Source organism: Erwinia sp. HDF1-3R (assembly GCF_039621855.1).
GTDB lineage: Bacteria > Pseudomonadota > Gammaproteobacteria > Enterobacterales > Enterobacteriaceae > Erwinia.
In genome coordinates, this window is record NZ_CP155071.1 from 2369299 (window position 1) to 2385331 (window position 16033).

The 16033-nt window shown below is 57.4% G+C and carries 13 protein-coding genes and 2 pseudogenes; 3 read left to right on the plus strand and 12 right to left on the minus strand.

What is annotated here, in order from left to right:
• Positions 1-4: 4 nt before the first annotated feature.
• From AAGR22_RS10845 to AAGR22_RS10875, 7 genes and pseudogenes are all read right to left on the minus strand, one after another.
• A complete protein-coding gene (locus AAGR22_RS10845; protein WP_345831499.1) occupies positions 5-1258 on the minus strand; it encodes an MAP7 domain-containing protein in 1254 nt (417 codons plus the stop codon).
• A gap of 282 nt (positions 1259-1540) precedes the next feature.
• Positions 1541-1699 (minus strand): annotated as a pseudogene (locus AAGR22_RS10850) (arylsulfatase regulator); the annotation flags it as partial.
• Positions 1700-1978: 279 nt separating this feature from the next.
• Positions 1979-2182, minus strand: a pseudogene (locus AAGR22_RS10855) (hypothetical protein); the annotation flags it as partial.
• Positions 2183-2509: 327 nt separating this feature from the next.
• Complete coding sequence (locus tag AAGR22_RS10860; protein WP_345831585.1) at positions 2510-3283, minus strand: amino acid ABC transporter ATP-binding protein; 774 nt, start codon at positions 3281-3283, stop codon at positions 2510-2512.
• A 92-nt stretch (positions 3284-3375) separates the two neighbouring features.
• On the minus strand, positions 3376-4299 hold the full coding sequence (locus tag AAGR22_RS10865) for an amino acid ABC transporter permease (RefSeq protein WP_345831500.1): 924 nt from the start codon (positions 4297-4299) through the stop codon (positions 3376-3378).
• 9 nt (positions 4300-4308) lie between these two features.
• Positions 4309-4827, minus strand: coding sequence for a GNAT family N-acetyltransferase (locus AAGR22_RS10870; RefSeq protein ID WP_067701968.1), 519 nt, complete (start codon positions 4825-4827; stop codon positions 4309-4311).
• A 14-nt stretch (positions 4828-4841) separates the two neighbouring features.
• Positions 4842-5762, minus strand: coding sequence for an ABC transporter substrate-binding protein (locus AAGR22_RS10875; protein ID WP_345831501.1), 921 nt, complete (start codon positions 5760-5762; stop codon positions 4842-4844).
• A 240-nt stretch (positions 5763-6002) separates the two neighbouring features.
• Between AAGR22_RS10875 and AAGR22_RS10880 the strand changes: the two genes are divergently transcribed.
• The gene (locus AAGR22_RS10880; RefSeq protein WP_067701965.1) at positions 6003-6986 is read left to right on the plus strand and encodes an MsnO8 family LLM class oxidoreductase; all 984 of its coding nucleotides are present in this window, start codon (positions 6003-6005) and stop codon (positions 6984-6986) included.
• A 9-nt stretch (positions 6987-6995) separates the two neighbouring features.
• A complete protein-coding gene (locus AAGR22_RS10885) occupies positions 6996-8339 on the plus strand; it encodes an LLM class flavin-dependent oxidoreductase (protein ID WP_345831502.1) in 1344 nt (447 codons plus the stop codon).
• Between the two features lie 63 nt (positions 8340-8402).
• On the opposite strand, the gene AAGR22_RS10890 is transcribed toward AAGR22_RS10885, so the two are convergent.
• From AAGR22_RS10890 to AAGR22_RS10910, 5 genes are all read right to left on the minus strand, one after another.
• Positions 8403-9350, minus strand: coding sequence for a sulfonate ABC transporter substrate-binding protein (locus AAGR22_RS10890; protein ID WP_345831503.1), 948 nt, complete (start codon positions 9348-9350; stop codon positions 8403-8405).
• 174 nt (positions 9351-9524) lie between these two features.
• Positions 9525-10649 (minus strand): MFS transporter, encoded by a 1125-nt coding sequence (locus tag AAGR22_RS10895; RefSeq protein WP_067701956.1) that lies wholly within the window; start codon positions 10647-10649, stop codon positions 9525-9527.
• 68 nt (positions 10650-10717) lie between these two features.
• The gene (locus tag AAGR22_RS10900) at positions 10718-11812 is read right to left on the minus strand and encodes an amidohydrolase family protein (RefSeq protein ID WP_345831504.1); all 1095 of its coding nucleotides are present in this window, start codon (positions 11810-11812) and stop codon (positions 10718-10720) included.
• Between the two features lie 161 nt (positions 11813-11973).
• Entirely contained in the window at positions 11974-12639 is a 666-nt protein-coding gene (locus AAGR22_RS10905) for a TetR/AcrR family transcriptional regulator (RefSeq protein ID WP_345831505.1), read from the minus strand.
• Positions 12640-12698: 59 nt separating this feature from the next.
• Positions 12699-14588, minus strand: coding sequence for an aliphatic sulfonate ABC transporter substrate-binding protein (locus tag AAGR22_RS10910; protein ID WP_345831506.1), 1890 nt, complete (start codon positions 14586-14588; stop codon positions 12699-12701).
• Between the two features lie 273 nt (positions 14589-14861).
• Between AAGR22_RS10910 and ssuD the strand changes: the two genes are divergently transcribed.
• Positions 14862-16028 (plus strand): FMNH2-dependent alkanesulfonate monooxygenase, encoded by a 1167-nt coding sequence (ssuD, locus tag AAGR22_RS10915; RefSeq protein WP_067701947.1) that lies wholly within the window; start codon positions 14862-14864, stop codon positions 16026-16028.
• Positions 16029-16033: the final 5 nt, after the last annotated feature.

Here is a 16033-nt window from a genome sequence, read left to right on the forward strand (position 1 = left end):
CCAGTTAATTTGCGGGGCGGATTATTTGCTGATTTAGTTTGTCAGCCACGTTGTCATCAATCAATGCTCCGACGATGGCAGCGAACATAATTCCTGATATTCCCACAGCTATCGCAGGAACGCCAGCATATAACAGAGCAAACCCAATTGTCGCTGAGAAAAAACCCAAGGCCAGACTGGCAGCTATCCCGCCCAGCACCCAGGACTCTACTTCCAGTATTAGCGGCCCCCAGTTTCCAGTTTCATATCCTTCGATACTTTTTTGCCTCACCTTCTCGACTTTCATCACTCTATCAGCAATTTTAAACGCTTTTCCGAGATTACTGAGTTTACTCGCCATATCCTGAGCATCTACATGCTTCCACGCATTAACAATCGCATCTTTATCTGCTTTATTGATTTTCATCGCAGGATTAGACGTGACTTTGCTCAGCGATGCCATCGCTTGATCGTAACTGCGAATATTTTTCCCCTGGAAGTTCTTTATATCATTCGCAATTTCGTTAGCCAGCGATTTATACTTATCTCCAAGATACTCACCCATTCGGTCACCGACATCAGCGATAAGCCCACTGGTTTTGCTCAGCGTCTCTCTTTCAGCACTGGCTTTCTCCGCCGCTTCCTTCTCACGCTGACGTGCCAGTTCTTCCTGCTCTTTTCTTGCCCTGTCCTCTGCATCCTTTTGCTTTCGTGCATTATTAATCACCACCAGTTCAGCCTGTGCCAGCCACGTTGCCTGTTTCGCACGCACAATCCTCTGACCAGAATGGCCACTGTTTACCAGCGGTGCATTAGCGCTTATGATTTTATTCAGCGCGGCAATACGTGCATCGGAAGTATCACCTCTAAAGGAAATAGTAACGAGACCACCTGGATTTGAGCCTGCTTTCTTTCCATTATTTGTCGTCCCATTATTGTTGGGAATTAAACCGGGTGGTAGAGGACCGAGGTTCACTCCCACCCTGTATCCATCCACGGTGGGAACTGCTGGTGATGAAAGAGATACTTCGGCTATAATATCGCCGTTTCCATCGATATAATAGCCTGTGAACTCTTCTGGATTGATACCAAAAGAACGGGCAAGGGTATCATCTGCGGCTCGGGAGACTACACTGCTATTTCCCTTGTTATTATTGTGCGACCCATTATTTCCCTTGTTACCTCCGCTACCTCCGCTGTTACCACGTGGACTTTCTGAGCCTGGATTAGATGATGGGGCATCGACCGTTATAGTACCCTGATCATGGCTTTTGCTCATATTATTTTCCTCATCCTTAGGGTTTATAAGAGCTTGTAAATCTGTGGGGCTGCGCCTCGAAAGTTCTGATGCTATCCCCATAGAGTGATTTTCAACATATCATAACCGCACATTCCACTGTGATTTGGGATCTGACTCCTATTATTTGAATAATTAATTTTTGTCCATTTTAGTTCGCGTGTTGTTGTTTTTAACTCGCCTGCTTAAATGATGCTGCAATATATACTTTCAACTATAAGGAGGTTCTACGCCGGAACCGTCGAAATTTCCGGCGCGAGGTTTTCAGTGATCTTTAGGCACGTTAATGACTCCATCTGCATTGCCTTGTGCCAGCCTTCCCATCAATTTTGCAAAGCGAAAATATTCAGGCTATCGCAGGAGAATGTAGTCCATCTGTACTCTTGACGCGCTGTCCATCACCCGTTAAAAGGCATCCATATAGCCTTATTTCATCTTCAGGCCATAGGTGAGCGGGAGTAGACATATAATTTCCTTATCATTGATGATTTAAAAAAAAGCGATATTCACGCTGTCACCATTTACAGTAACGCGTAAAAATAAAAATCATAAGTGTGGCGAATACGCCTGTAGGTCAGACAGGGCTGTCAGGGAAAAAATATCCCTGAAGCAGTGCGAAAATAATCGTGAGAATCACTGGTCCGTACAGAGATGATAAAAATCTAAGTTACCACGCTCGAATATCGGTTCAATCAGGAATTACATCATTTCCAGTTGTTGCATGTAAAGTGCGAAGTGCCAGGCTGGGTTTTGAACCTGTAGACGATGGGCACTATCCGCCGCTTTCTGGACAAGGCCATATGTAGCCACAACTCCAGCTATCGTACCCGCTGCACGTCCTGTAAGGGTGCTGGCAGCGATATGGACATTCACTGTCATAAGCGCTTTTTTAATATGTTCTAATTTTGCTGTTTATCAGACAACGTTGGTGGGCTTGCTGCGGGACAGTCAAATTCCGCTTGTCCGAATAGCAGCGGGCATAACCAGGCTGTATTGCAGTCATAAAGTGTACGTTATTTTCACGGTAAGTCACTCCCAGGCCCGTCTCCTACCAGGCATGAACGCTATGCGCAGCGGGAAAAAATCTGCACACCCTAAGGTTAACGGCCATGGGCACCTTCACTGTCTTCACAGCTTGAGCAACAGGCTCCCCACATTATCCACCGTGATATCGCCAGTTCAGTAACAACCTGGTGGATGCGATGTTTTTCCATAAAAACCGGTATAAGTCGTTTACAGCACCCGCTGCAAAAAGCGCTGCGTGCGCGGATGGGCGGGGCGGTTAAGTACCCGCTCTGCGCTACCGGATTCAATTATTTTACCCTCAGCCATAAAGACCACGCGATCGGCCACCTGCCGGGCGAAGCCAATTTCATGCGTGACCACCACCATCGTCACTCCCGCTAGCGCCAGCGTTCTGATGGTTTCCAGCACTTCGCCAACCCGTTCCGGATCCAGCGCCGACGTCGGCTCGTCAAACAGCATCACCTTAGGTTCCAGCGCCAGCGCGCGGGCGATAGCGACCCGCTGCTGCTGACCTCCGGAGAGCTGGCGCGGCCATGCTTCAGCTTTCTCATGCAGGCCGACCGTTTCCAGCAGCCGGTAAGCCCGTTCAACGGCCTGCCTGCGGGTCAGTAACCCCTGCACGACCGGCGCTTCGGTAATATTATCCAGCACCGTCATATGTGGAAAAAGATTAAAATTCTGGAACACATAGCCAACCTGGGTGCGCTGCTTCAGAATTGCCCGCTCCTTAAGCTCATACAGCCGGTCCCCTTTGCGACGGTAGCCGACATATTCGCCATCAATCTGTATAAAGCCTTCATCGACGCGCTCCAGATGGTTAATGGTACGCAGCAGGGTGGATTTACCCGATCCTGACGGCCCAAGGATCACCGTCACCGTGCCTGGCTCAATGGTCAGGCTGACGTTATCCAGCGCGGTAAAGGTGCCATAGCGTTTGCTGATATTACTGATTTCAATGCGCCCCTGGCGCGAGCGCGGCAGGGGGGCGTGCGCAACGTCAGATTGCGCTCCCTGCGGCGGGTAAAGTTGATAAGCTTCGGACACGGTAAACTCCTGCGTGCTGGCACCGCTGTTTAAGGCTGAGCACGGCGAAAAAAGGTGATGCGCGGCCGGCCAGATTCATACAGCACGCCACGCGCGAAAAAGCGCTCCACGTAGTACTGCAGGACAGACAGCACGGTGGTGATCAGCAGATACCAGACGCTGGCGACCATAAGCAGCGGGATCACCTGCTGGGTGCGGTTATAAAGTATCTGTACGGTGTAAAACAGCTCGGGCATGGAGAGGACATACACAATGGCGGTACCCTTAGCCAGTCCGATCACTTCGTTAAAAACCGTGGGCAAAATGGCCCGCAGCGCCTGAGGCAAAATGATGCGAAAGGTGCGGCGCAAGGGCGGCAGGCCCAGGGCGGCAGCCGCTTCATGCTGGCCCCGATCCACCCCAAGAATGCCGCCGCGAATAATTTCTGCGGTATAGGCACCCTGTACCAGCGACAGGCCGAGCACCGCCACGGAGAATTGATCCAGTACATCGGTGGTGGCGTGGTGAAAGAAGGTGACTGAGGTAAAGGGGATCCCCAGGGACAGCTGGTCATAGAGATAGGAAAAGTTATACAAAACAATCAGTACCAGCAGCAGCGGCAGCGATCGGAACAGCCAGATATACCCCCACGCCAGCGTACTCAGCAGCCAGGACGGCGACAGGCGCGCCAGGGCCAGCGCCGTGCCCAGCAGGGTGCCAAACAGCGTTCCGAGCAGCGTGAGCATCAGCGTTTTCCCCAGACCGCTCAGGATTATGGGATCAAAAAACCAGCGGGCAAACACCGCCCATTCCCAGCGTGGATTCGTCGCCACCGACTGCACAATGCCCAGCAGGATAAACAGCGAAAAGAGGGCGCCCAGCAGCCGCAGTGGATAGCGCGCGGGTACGACCTTCAGCGCGGAATGGGCGGTATGCGTGGTCAGCGCGGAACGAACGGGATTATCGGACGACATCTCAGCTCCTTATGCACTCTGCTTCAGCGCGGACGGATGATACAGCGCTTTAGTAAAGGGCAGACGCCCGTCATAGGGCGGCAGGGAGTAACGTTCCGGATCGACGGAGGTATCAAACTGCGGCTGGTAGCCGTGGGACAGGTAGAGCCTGACCGCCTCCGGCTGGCGAAAGCCGGTGGTGAGAAACGCCTGCTGATAGCCCTGGAGTCGTGCCAGACGTTCCAGCTCGGCAAGCACCTTTTGCGCCAGCCCCTGGCGCCGCATAGAGCGATGCGTCCAGATGCGCTTAAGCTCGGCCGTGCGGGCGTCATAGCGTTTAAACGCCCCCATGGCGATCGGCGTCTCATGGCGCAGCAGGACGATAAAGGCACCCTCGGGTGGGGCGTACAGCCCCAGGGGCTCAACCTCTTCGGCCTGAGCCGCGAAATAATCACCGTAGCGCTGACGGTACTCCGCAAACAGCCCATCAAGCACCGGTTCAATCAGCGGATCGTCCGGACTGGTATGAATAAAGCGATCGTCGATCATCGGGTTCTCCCTGCTCAGTCGCCGAGGCCCGGCGGATTAATCTCAGAGTGGTCTATTTTCTCCACGCTCTCCTCCCAGCGATCCAGCACCTGGAGATAACTGCCATTGGCGATTGCGCTGTTTAGCGAGGCCTGGACGGCGTTCACCAGCCCATTACCCTTTTTCAGGGTGACGGCAATATTGGCAGTGTTAGGCCAGCCGCCGGGAACGGTGCCCACCAGCCGGGTGGTGCCGGTCTGTCTGGCCCGCCACGCTCCGGTCACGTTAGGGCCAAAGCTGGCATCGGCCCGCCCGGATTGCAGAGCGAGCGTGGAGGCAGCATCATCCGTCACATAGAGCGGCTGGAAGGGAGCCAGCCCCTTCGCCTGATTCTGTTTATCCCAGCTCAGCAGGATGGCTTCCTGATTGGTACCGGAACTGACAATAATGCGTTTACCGGCAATATCCGGCGCGGCGTCGATCTTAACGATCTTGCTGGTGCTCTTAACATAAAAGCCCAGCGTATCCAGACGGTAGGTGGCAAAGTCGAAGCGCTCTTTCCGCGCCTGGGTAACGGTGATATTGAATATTGCCGCGTCATACTTACCGGACGCGACGCCCAGCGGCCAGTCCTCCCACGAGGCGGGAACGATATTCAGCTTCAGCCCCAGCCCGTCGGCAACCAGGCGGGCAATATCCGCCTCGCTGCCAATCACCGTTTTGTTGTCTCTGGCATATAAGCCAAACGGCGGGGCGCTGCCTAACACCGCCAGCGCCACGGTCAGGCTACCCGGCTTAACAAATTTAAACCCGGGGGGAATTAATGCCGCGGCGGCGTTATTTTTAACGGTATGAATGGGGGTTTCATTCGCCACCAGGTCGGCGCCAGCGGCGTGGCTTAGGGTAGTAAAGCTGAGGGCCAGGGCCAGTGCGGCCAGGCGCGTTCGATTCATCATTTTATTGTTTATCCGTATTTTCATTTTCCACTTTCCCTGCACTATTCTCCAGGGGGCGGATGAAGTAAAACAACAAAACTAAATAAACTAAGGGCGAAATAACAATAAGGGCTAATTAAAAACCACGGCGCTCCATTACCGGGAGGTTTGTGACAATAACGGAAAACCTAAGTCGGAATTAATATTTAATACCCGGCGGCTTATATGAAATTCTGATGCAAAACCGCGAGGAAGGCTGCCGTGAATTACCGACTGAGTTTATTAGATCAAAGCCCCATTGCTGAGGGAGAGCGTGCTGAACAGGCGCTCAGCACCACCCTGACGTTTGCGCTCGAGGCCGAGCGGCTGGGCTATCATCGCCTCTGGGTATCTGAACACCACGACAGCGATCGGGTGGCAGGCAGTTCGCCGGAGGTGCTGATCGCCTGGCTGCTGGCAAAAACCGCCCGGCTACGCATCGGCTCCGGCGGGGTGATGCTTCAGCACTACAGCCCCTACAAGGTGGCGGAGAATTTCCATCTGCTCGCGTCGCTGGCTCCCGATCGGGTGGATCTGGGCATCGGCAAGGCACCGGGCGGGCTACCGCTTTCTACCCGGGCGCTTCAGGGCGCACGAGGGGAAAGCCGTGACGATTTCACCACGCAGCTCACCCGGCTGGACCAGTACCTGAATCAGGATGGGGCAAATGCTTCCGGGGACGAAGCCCGCGCGCTACCCGCCCCGGCCACCTCGCCGCAGCGGTTTCTGCTGGGGGCCAGTAAAGAGAGCGCACGTCTGGCCGCGTCCCTGGGCTGGAACTTTGTCTTTGCCGGTTTTATCAACCCCGACGAGGTCGCGATGACTGAGGCCGTGCTGGCTTACCATGAGTATGCCGGTGGGCGGGGTCAGGCTTTGGTGAGCCTGGCGGCGCTGGCTGCCGATACCGAAGAAGAGGCGCGGGCACACGTGGCCGATCAGCATAACTTCCGCGTCACGTTGGGGGACAAACACGTCACCGTCGGTACGCGCGACCAGGCAGAGGCGTTTGTGCGTCAGGCGGGGGCCAGCGATTACCGCATTGATAAGCAGCCGCTGACCATCCTGCACGGCACCGCAGCGCGCATTCACGAAAAGCTGGCTGCCCTGCAGCAGCGGCTAAACATCTCCGAATTTATCCTGCACACGCCGCTGGCCGATGCCAGCCAGCGTCTGCGTTCCATCGCCCTGCTGGCGGGCCAGCAGTAAGGAAATCTGATGAGCAACACGACCACGATTAAACTCGGACTGATGCTGCACGGCGCGGGCGGGCATATGAACGCCTGGCGTCACCCAAAGGCCCCGGTGGATGCCAGCGTTAACTTCCGCTACTTCACCGGGCTGGCGCAGCGTGCAGAGGCGGCGGGCTTCGATTTTCTCTTCGTCGCCGACGGCCTGCACATTAATGAGAAATCACTGCCGCATTTTCTGAACCGATTTGAGCCCATTACGCTGCTCTCCGCGCTGGCGTCGGTGACGCATAACATCGGCCTGGCGGGGACGGTTTCCACCTCCTACAGCGATCCCTTTACCGTCGCCCGCCAGCTGGCCACGCTCGATAATATCAGCGGCGGCCGGGCAGGCTGGAACGTAGTGACCTCGCCCCTGGAAGGGTCGGCGCGCAACTTTGGCAAGGCGCACCCGGATCACGCGCTGCGTTATAAAATTGCCGGGGAGTATATCAGCGTGGTGCAGGGGCTGTGGGACTCCTGGGAGGATGATGCCTTCATTCGCGACAGGCAGAGCGGCAGGTTTTTTGATGCGGCAAAGCTGCATAAGCTGAATCACCAGGGGGAGTATTTCTCGGTAGAAGGGCCGCTCAATATCCAGCGTTCCCCCCAGGGGCAGCCGGTTATTTTCCAGGCGGGCGCGTCGGAAACCGGCATTGCGCTGGCCGGCAAATCAGCGGATGCGGTGTTTACCAATGCCCGTACGCTGGAGGAGGCGCGGATCTATGCCGACAGGCTCCAGGCAGAAGTGGCGAAAAATGGGCGGGAGCCGGTGGGTATTTTTCCCGGCATCAGCCCGATCGTCGGGAAAACGGCAGAAGAGGCCGAGGCGAAATATCAGCATTTGCTTTCGCTGCTCTCGGCAGAGGACGTGCTGGCTTATCTGGGACGCTTCTTTGACCACCATGATTTCAGTCAGTATCCGCTGGACGGGCCGTTCCCGGATTTAGGCGATCTGGGACAGAATACTTTCCGTTCGACCACCGACAGTATTAAACAGCGGGCGAAGGCGGAAGGGCTCACCCTGCGGCAGGTTGCCTTTGAAACCACGCTGCCCCGGGGGGAGTTTTTCGGTACGCCAGAGCAGGTGGCTGAGACCTTTATTCGCTGGGTGGAGGAAGGGGGAGCCAGCGGCTTTATTATCAGCGGGCCGGTGCTGGTGGAGGCGCTGGAGGATATCACCCAGCTTGTCCTGCCGATCCTTGCCGCGCGCGGCTACTGGCAGCCATCAGACCAGGCTACCCTGCGCGGGCGACTGTCGCTCCCCTTTAAAACCAGCCGCTATGCGACGACGGCGGAGCAGGCCAGACAGCCTGCGCGGGTGGAAAATTAAGGTATATTCACTGCTGTGACACAAGTGCAGGTGGGCAGCCGCGGCCGCCCACCTGCACAGGCGTTATTTTCTGTCGAGCGACCAGGTTGCGCTGCTGACGTCCACTTTCACCGGCAGCAGGCCGATTTGGGTGAACTTATCGGCCAGCTTCTGCTGCTCCTGAAACACGGCCGGGGTCATGCGCTCTGCGCCGAAGGGCATTCTGGCCAGCGCACGCTGCCAGATGGGCTGCGCCAGGCCGGTAGAGGCGGAGAGGATTTTCGCCGCATCCTGCGGGTGCTGATTGGCCCAGTCGCTCAGATCCCCCAGCTGATCCACCACCTTCAGCGCCGTTTGCGGATAGCGGTCGGCAAACTTACGGCTCGCCAGGTAGAAGGTATAGTGTGGCACCAGGCCCGTCGCGTCCTTCACCCGTCTTGCGCCCGTGCTGCTTTCCACCTCGGCGTAGTAGGGGTCCCAGATCACCCAGGCATCCACCGCCCCGCGCTGGAACGCCGCACGCGCGTCGGCAGGGGGCAGATAGACCGGGATGATGTCCCGGTAGCCTGACCCGGCATCTTCCAGCGCGCTAACCAGCAGGTAGTTGACGTCGGAGCCTTTATTCAGCGCCACGCGTTTCCCTTTGAGATCGGCCACGGTTTTAATCGCCGAGTTTTGCGGTACGACGATCGCCTCGGTTTTGGGGTTGGCGGGAGAGTGGGCAAGGTAGACCAGATCGGCCTTCGCCGCCTGAGCAAAGGTCGGCGGGGCATCACCGGTGGCGGCCAGATCGATGCTGCCGACGTTCAACCCTTCCAGCATCTGCGGCCCTGCCGGAAATTCAACCCAGCGCACCGTAATACCCTGTTTTTTGAATTCGCTGTCCAGCGTGCCGCGATATTTAAGCAGGGCGAAGATATTGGCTTTCTGAAAGCCGATATTTACCGCCGCAGGGGTCTCTTCCGCCAGTGCGTGAGAGGTAATGCTAATTAATGCGGCCGCCACCAGGCTGCTCAGCCAGACCTTTTTCATCCTGTTTCCCTTTATGTCATTACACTACGGGCAACATAGCAAAAGGCGTGGCAACCGCTTAATGACGAAAATAGCTAACCTTAGCCCGGCGGCGGAAATGCGGGCATGGCCCGGACCCGCAGCCGCAGCGGATTATCGGTAAGGCTTATAAACGAAGCCTGGATCCGCGGGCGATTATTGAAAAGGCTTATAAGCGAACGTCAGCGCGGCCATAGCGGCCGCAATGAGCGCTGCCGCAGTAAACACCGCCGTACTGTTCCCAGGAAGATACCCCATAAAGCCAGCCAGAAATTGCCCAAGAAACAGGGCCATGGAAAGGCGGGCAAGATTTCGTCCGCGCTGAGCCGGGCTGGAAAGCTGCACCATCAGATGATTAACCAGCGGGACCGAGAAGCCAAATGCACAGCCCATGACGATGCCGCCAGGCACAAAAAAGGGCATAGAGGGAGCAAAGGCAAACAGCAGATGCCCCACGGCATACAGCGTAAAAGCCAGGGCAAGCGTTACCCGCCCGGACAGGCGCCTGACCAGCTCTGGCATCAGCCACGCGGCAAAAACCGCTATCAGCGAGACGAATGAGAGAAAATAACCGGTCTGCGCTTCACTCACCCCTATGGCGTTAAAGTGCAGCGGTAGCAGGATAATGGCGGTAAAAAAGCAGATCATCGAAAACAGTGCGGCGGTATAGGTCAGCCTTAGCGCACCGGTTTTCGCCCGCGGGGACGCGGCCGTCTCTTCCGGTGCGGTGTGTGGGTCGCCCGGTATAAAGGCCAGCACCATCGCCAGTAATACCCAGGCAAGCAGATAGAGCGTAAATGGCCAGCGCCAGCCTGCGGTGGCAAGTAGACCGGCGAGAAACAAAAAGATGACGCCGCCCAGTTCAATCGACATTCCCTGACGGGCAATCATTCGCATCCTGGCCTCGCCGTGATAAAACGATGAGATCAGCGCGGTGCCGCTGGACATCACCAGCGCGGTGGGCATACCGAGTAGCAGCCTGTCGGTAAATACCGCCCAGTGCCCGTGCAGAAAAGCGCCACCCGCACCGAACAGGCCATATAAAAACAGTCCGATATGGAGTGAACGCGTCAGCCCCGCCCGGTCAACAATCCGTCCGGCCAGCGGACCAAAAAGGACCACGCCAAGTGCCGGAAGCGTCACAAGCCAGCCGGCGGCATCCTCCACGCCCAGATGGCGGGAAATGGAGGGCAGGCCCGGTACGATAACGCAGCCAACCATGATGGTCAGGCAGGCCACGGCCATCAGCGTAAAGCCACCCGTTTGCGGGAGTGTTTTCATAAATGACCTTTAATCAGTGAGGAGTGGTGACAATGTCACGTCACCCTGGGGCACAGGGTCAGGACAAATCAGAGCTTCATCAGCCGGGAGGCATTCTGCCAGGCAACGGCATTACGTTCGGCTTCACTGACGCTCGCACTGCGGATCCAGCGGCTGGCGATATCCGTCTTCTCAAACGGATAGTCGACCGAGAACATCACATTTTCCGGGCCTATGCTGTCTAACGCACAGCGCAGCGCGGCATCGCAACAGACGCCGGAGGTGGTGATAAAGATATTCTTGCGCACGTAGTACGAGGGCATCGCTTTCAGGGCGTATTTCAGATTGGCGGTCTGGATCCGGCTGTCCAGCCGCCAGAGCTGGATGGGCAGGGTTTCCCCCATATGGCCGAGAATGATTTTAGCGCCGGGGAAACGGTCAAAGGTCCCGCTGAAGATCAGGCGCATCGCATGGCTACAGGTTTCAACCGCCCAGCTCCATACTGGCCCCCACATCTCAGGGTGATCGGTAAACATATGGGGATGATCCGGTGGATTACCCGGATGGAGATAGACAGGCACATCCAGTTCCTGCACCTTTTCCCAGAAAATATCGTAGCGGCGGTCGTCGAGATAGAGGCCGTTAGTTTCGCCATTGATCATTGCCCCCTGCATTTTCAGCTGCCGGACGCAGCGCTCCAGCTCCCGGGCTGCCTCCCGGGGATCCTGCATCGCAAGATGCGCAAAGCCACCATAGCGATGTGGATTGTTGTGCATCTCTTTCGCAAGGCGATCGTTAGCGTAGCGGGCGAGCTTCACCGCCTGCTCTCTGTCTGGCTCAATCTGGACGCCGGGGCCGGAGAGCGACAGCACGGCGAAATCAATGCCGTTTTTATCCATCACCTCCAGACGGCCCGCACCGAAGTCGGATAGAACGGGCACGACGTTGTTGAACAGCGCCGGTTTGATATTCTGTTTTGTTTCAGCCAGGTAGGTCACAAACTCCGGCAGCATAAAGTGTTCTTCCAGGGCAATAATCTTTTTCGGGGCCGATTCAGGCTTGCTGTGCGGCACGCTATCATCCGCCCTGGCCGATAACTGGCCTGCCGTCAGTATGCTGCTGCCCACGGCAAGCGTCGCTGCGCCTGCCGCTGCGCTGCGTAAAAAGTGTCTTCTGTTACTCATCAGCCCGGTCCATTTGTTGTCAAAGTGGAATATTAAGGAAACGCCTATCGTTTCCTTAATCGACTATACGGGCGATGACGCAGCAGCATAAGCCAGCGGCTGTAAGCAACGGTGATAAAGGGTAAGCAGGCATAACGGCTGGACGGCTGGCGGCGAGGCGGTTACGTCCGATGAAAGAGCAGCGGGGAGATAAACGTCAGGGCGTCGTTGATTCGGGGGCGGATATCATACGCCGGAACAGGGGGCGTCAGTCCCAGCAGGATCTCCCGCAGAACGGGGGAGATAATCAGGGCCTGGAGCTGCTTAGCAGCATTCTGCGGCCAGTCAGGGTTGATAAAAGGCAGATGCTGAATGTGCTCAAACCACCTGTTCAGCAGCAGGCTTGCGTTTTCAATGCCCATCTCCTGATACATTCTCAGGAACTGCTGCTGCTTGCCCCTTTCGTTTTGCAGCAGCCTGAAGAGGGCGACAGATTCGGCAGATAGCGCCCGCTGCGCCAGCTCGGTAAAAAACAGGGTCAAAATGTGCACGGTCTGTTCGCGGCTTTGCGGGATGGCCAGGTCGGGGATAACCCGCGTGGAGGACCAGTCCACGATAATCCTCTCGATGAGGCTCTCTTTATCGGCGTAAAACCGGTAAAAGGTTTTTTTCGCCACTCTGGCGTTCCGGCAGATCTCATCCACGCTGACCCCCTCAACGCCTTTGGTTTGCAGCAGGTGAAAGGTGCTTTGCTGGATTTTGTTAATCAACGTCGCTTCGGGGACGGGCGGGCGACCCCGACGGGGGAGATCGGTTTCTGTGGCTGTACTGAGTGGATGATTTTTCATGAGGGTATTCTAATGCTTCCCGGTAATTAATCCACTGGCTAAGGCCGACAGGGGCGCCGTCACTCCTGCCACACCGCATCCCGTACTTTGATCGCCCGGGGCAGCAGGCCCAGCGCATAGAACCGATCGGCAATGGCCTGCTGCTGGCGAATAATGGTGAGATCCATCCGGCGCGTCTGATGGCTGCGCCGACCCAGCGCACGGCCTACCGCCTCGGGAGCCAGGCCCAGCTCAGCCGCGAGCAGGTCGGCGGCGTCTGCGCGGTGTGCATCGATATAGCGGCCCGTCTGCTCAAGCGCGTCAATCAGTGCGTGAAGCAGGTCGGCGGAGTGGCGAATAAACTGCTGGTCGGCAAGATAGAACTGATGGTTGCTGACCCGGCCTTCGCCGTTTGCCAAAACCCGCATCTGGCCGCTTTGCTCCGCATCGCTGAGTAGCGGGTCCCACATCATCCAGGCATCCACCGCATGGCGATCGCTGGGCGTCAGCGGGTATTTCGGCGGGGCATAGACGATGCGGACATCCTCTGACGTCAGGCCCGCTTCATCAAGAATGTGCAGCAGCAGATAGTGGACGTTCGAGCCTTTGTTAACCGCCACCCGTTTTCCCTTCAGGTCGGCGAGGGTGCGAATGGGGCTGTCCCCGGTGACCAGCAGGGCAACGCTCTGCGGCGCGGCCGGCTCCCAGGCCACGTAGCGCAGCGCGCTGCTGGTGGACTGGGCAAAGATTGGCGGAACGTCACCGGTGGTGCCGAAATCAATTTCATGATTTTCCAGGGCATACAGCAGCTGCGGCCCGGCGGGAAACTCACTCCACAGCACGCTGACGCCCTGGTCGGCAAACTGCGCCTCCAGCGACTGGCGGGCTTTGAGAATGCCGAGGTTGCCAAACTTCTGATAGCCAATACGCAGCTCGCGTTCGCTATCTTCCGTCGGGGCGGATGTTCGCACGCCACCTGTGGCCAGGCTGCGCCGGGGTTTGATCAGGCCGAGGTGCCCGAGGTGGGTGCGTAGCGTATTGCGACTGATCCCCAGCAGGGCGGCGGTTTGCATCTGGTTGCCCTGGCTGAGTTCAAAGGCGTTGCGCACCAGGGATTCGATTACCCGTGGATAGAGAGGGCCGTTATTCTCGCGCAGCTGCTGGCGCAGGAAGCGGTCGAGATCTTCTTCCTCATCCGGCAACGCCGCGCCGCTCACCGGGCCGAGGCGCAGCTGACGCGGTGTAATAAGCGGCTCCCGGCTGAGCAGGACCGCATTGTGCAGGGTATTTTCCAGCTCGCGGATATTCCCCGGCCAGGACCAGGACATCAGCGTAGCCAGCGATTCGTCGCTCAGACGCAGCAGTGGACGACCAAGACGCCGCGCGTAGAGGGCCAGAAAATGGCTGGCCAGCACCGGAATATCCTCGCGTCGCTGGCGCAGCGGTGGCAGGGTGACGGCGGCGACGTTAAGTCGGTAGTAAAGGTCTTCGCGAAAGCGGCGTTCGCGAATAGCGCTGGCCAGATCGACATGGGTGGCCGCCACCACCCGCACGTTAACCCTGACCGGGCGACGCGACCCGACGCGGGTCACCTCACGTTCCTGGAGCACCCGCAGCAGTTTCACCTGGAGCGGCAGGCTCAGCTCGCCAATCTCATCCAGCAGCAGCGTACCGCCCTCGGCGGCCTCAAACCAGCCCTGATGGCGCTCAGCCGCACCGGTAAACGCGCCTTTCTCATGACCGAACAGCTCCGACTCCGCCAGACTCTCGGTCAGCGCGCCGCAGTTAACCGCCAGAAAGGGCTGCTGGCGACGGGGGCTGTGGTGGTGCAGATAGCGTGCCACCACCTCTTTTCCCGTGCCGGTTTCGCCGACGATAAGCACCGTGGCGTCGGTGGGGGCCAGACGGTCCAGTACGCTCTGAAACGCAATCGAGGCGGGATCGATCAGGTCCGGGCCGGGGTTATGCATGCGATTCTCCTGCGGTTTAACGAAAAGCCACGATACCTGCTGTTGGAAAATGAGACGAGGGGAAAGGCGTCCGTTTTGCTGCCAATGCAGCAATTTATGCCCGGCCGCTGCTGCATTTGCAGCAGCCTGTCCCGTAGCGATAAAAAGATAAACAATTGAAAATAATCAATTTTTATTGATTTAAAATCTGGCATGCATCCTGCTAAGTTCTTTATAACCTAATGAGCATAATCTATGAAATAAATTCAGATATCGTTATATAGGAAAGTGATAATGAGCGACGCAACGCAGGAAAAGATCAACGTATTCTGGTTTCTGCCGACCCACGGCGATGGACGCTATCTGGGCACCACAGAAGGGGGGCGGGCGGTGGATCTGCCTTATTTGCAACAGGTTGCGCTGGCAGCAGACAACCTGGGCTATTACGGCGTACTGATCCCGACCGGGAAAAGCTGCGAGGATTCCTGGCTGGTGGCCTCGGCGCTGGCACCAATAACCAAACGCCTGCGCTATCTGGTTGCGGTTCGTCCTGGCCTCCAGCCGCCGAGCCTGGCCGCCCGTATGGCGGCGACCCTGGATCGTCTCTCGGAGGGGCGGCTGCTGATCAATGTGGTAACGGGCGGCGATCCGGTTGAGAACAAGGGCGACGGCATCTTTCTGACGCATGCTGAACGCTATCAGGTCACGCGCGAATTCCTGACGGTCTACTCCCGCCTGCTGAAGGGGGAGAAAGTCGATTTTGCTGGCGACCATATTCGCGTGGAGGGCGCTGAGGTGCTGTTTCCACCGGTGCAGCAGGACGGGCCGCCGCTCTACTTTGGCGGCTCCTCTGATGAAGCCATTGAGGTGGCGGCCAGCCAGGTCGATACCTACCTGACCTGGGGGGAGCCGCCCGATCAGGTTGCTGCGAAGCTGGCGGTGGTGCGTCAGCGTGCAGAGGCGCGCGGACGGACGCTCTCCTATGGCATTCGTCTGCACGTGATCGTCCGCGAAACGGAAGAGGAGGCGTGGGCGGCAGCCGATCGGCTTATTGCGCATCTTGACGATGACACCATCGCCGCGGCGCAGAAGATTTTCTCACGGATGGACTCCACCGGTCAGGCAAGAATGAGCGCGTTACATCAGGGCTCGCGCGAGGGGCTGCGCATCGCACCCAATCTGTGGGCCGGCGTCGGTCTGGTTCGGGGGGGAGCAGGTACGGCGCTGGTCGGCAATCCGCAGCAGGTCGCCGAGCGCATCCGCGAGTATCAGGCGCTGGGTATTGAGAACTTTATCTTTTCCGGCTATCCCCACCTGGAGGAGGCGCATCGTTTTGCCGAACTGGTGATGCCGCTACTGCCGCTCAGCGGGAAGAGCGATCGGCCACAGCAGACCCTGAACACCGGACCCTTTGGTGAAACCATCGGCGGCGATCGCCGTCCGCAAAAACCACAACAGTGAGGTTT

Coding starts and splice junctions, on each gene's coding strand:
- AAGR22_RS10845 (WP_345831499.1), bottom strand. CDS start 1,258: ATGAGCAAAAGCCATGATCAGGGTACTATAACGGTCGATGCCCCATCA.
- AAGR22_RS10865 (WP_345831500.1), bottom strand. CDS start 4,299: ATGTCGTCCGATAATCCCGTTCGTTCCGCGCTGACCACGCATACCGCC.
- AAGR22_RS10870 (WP_067701968.1), bottom strand. CDS start 4,827: ATGATCGACGATCGCTTTATTCATACCAGTCCGGACGATCCGCTGATT.
- AAGR22_RS10875 (WP_345831501.1), bottom strand. CDS start 5,762: ATGATGAATCGAACGCGCCTGGCCGCACTGGCCCTGGCCCTCAGCTTT.
- AAGR22_RS10885 (WP_345831502.1), top strand. CDS start 6,996: ATGAGCAACACGACCACGATTAAACTCGGACTGATGCTGCACGGCGCG.
- AAGR22_RS10890 (WP_345831503.1), bottom strand. CDS start 9,350: ATGAAAAAGGTCTGGCTGAGCAGCCTGGTGGCGGCCGCATTAATTAGC.
- AAGR22_RS10895 (WP_067701956.1), bottom strand. CDS start 10,649: ATGAAAACACTCCCGCAAACGGGTGGCTTTACGCTGATGGCCGTGGCC.
- AAGR22_RS10900 (WP_345831504.1), bottom strand. CDS start 11,812: ATGAGTAACAGAAGACACTTTTTACGCAGCGCAGCGGCAGGCGCAGCG.
- AAGR22_RS10905 (WP_345831505.1), bottom strand. CDS start 12,639: ATGAAAAATCATCCACTCAGTACAGCCACAGAAACCGATCTCCCCCGT.
- AAGR22_RS10910 (WP_345831506.1), bottom strand. CDS start 14,588: ATGCATAACCCCGGCCCGGACCTGATCGATCCCGCCTCGATTGCGTTT.
- ssuD (WP_067701947.1), top strand. CDS start 14,862: ATGAGCGACGCAACGCAGGAAAAGATCAACGTATTCTGGTTTCTGCCG.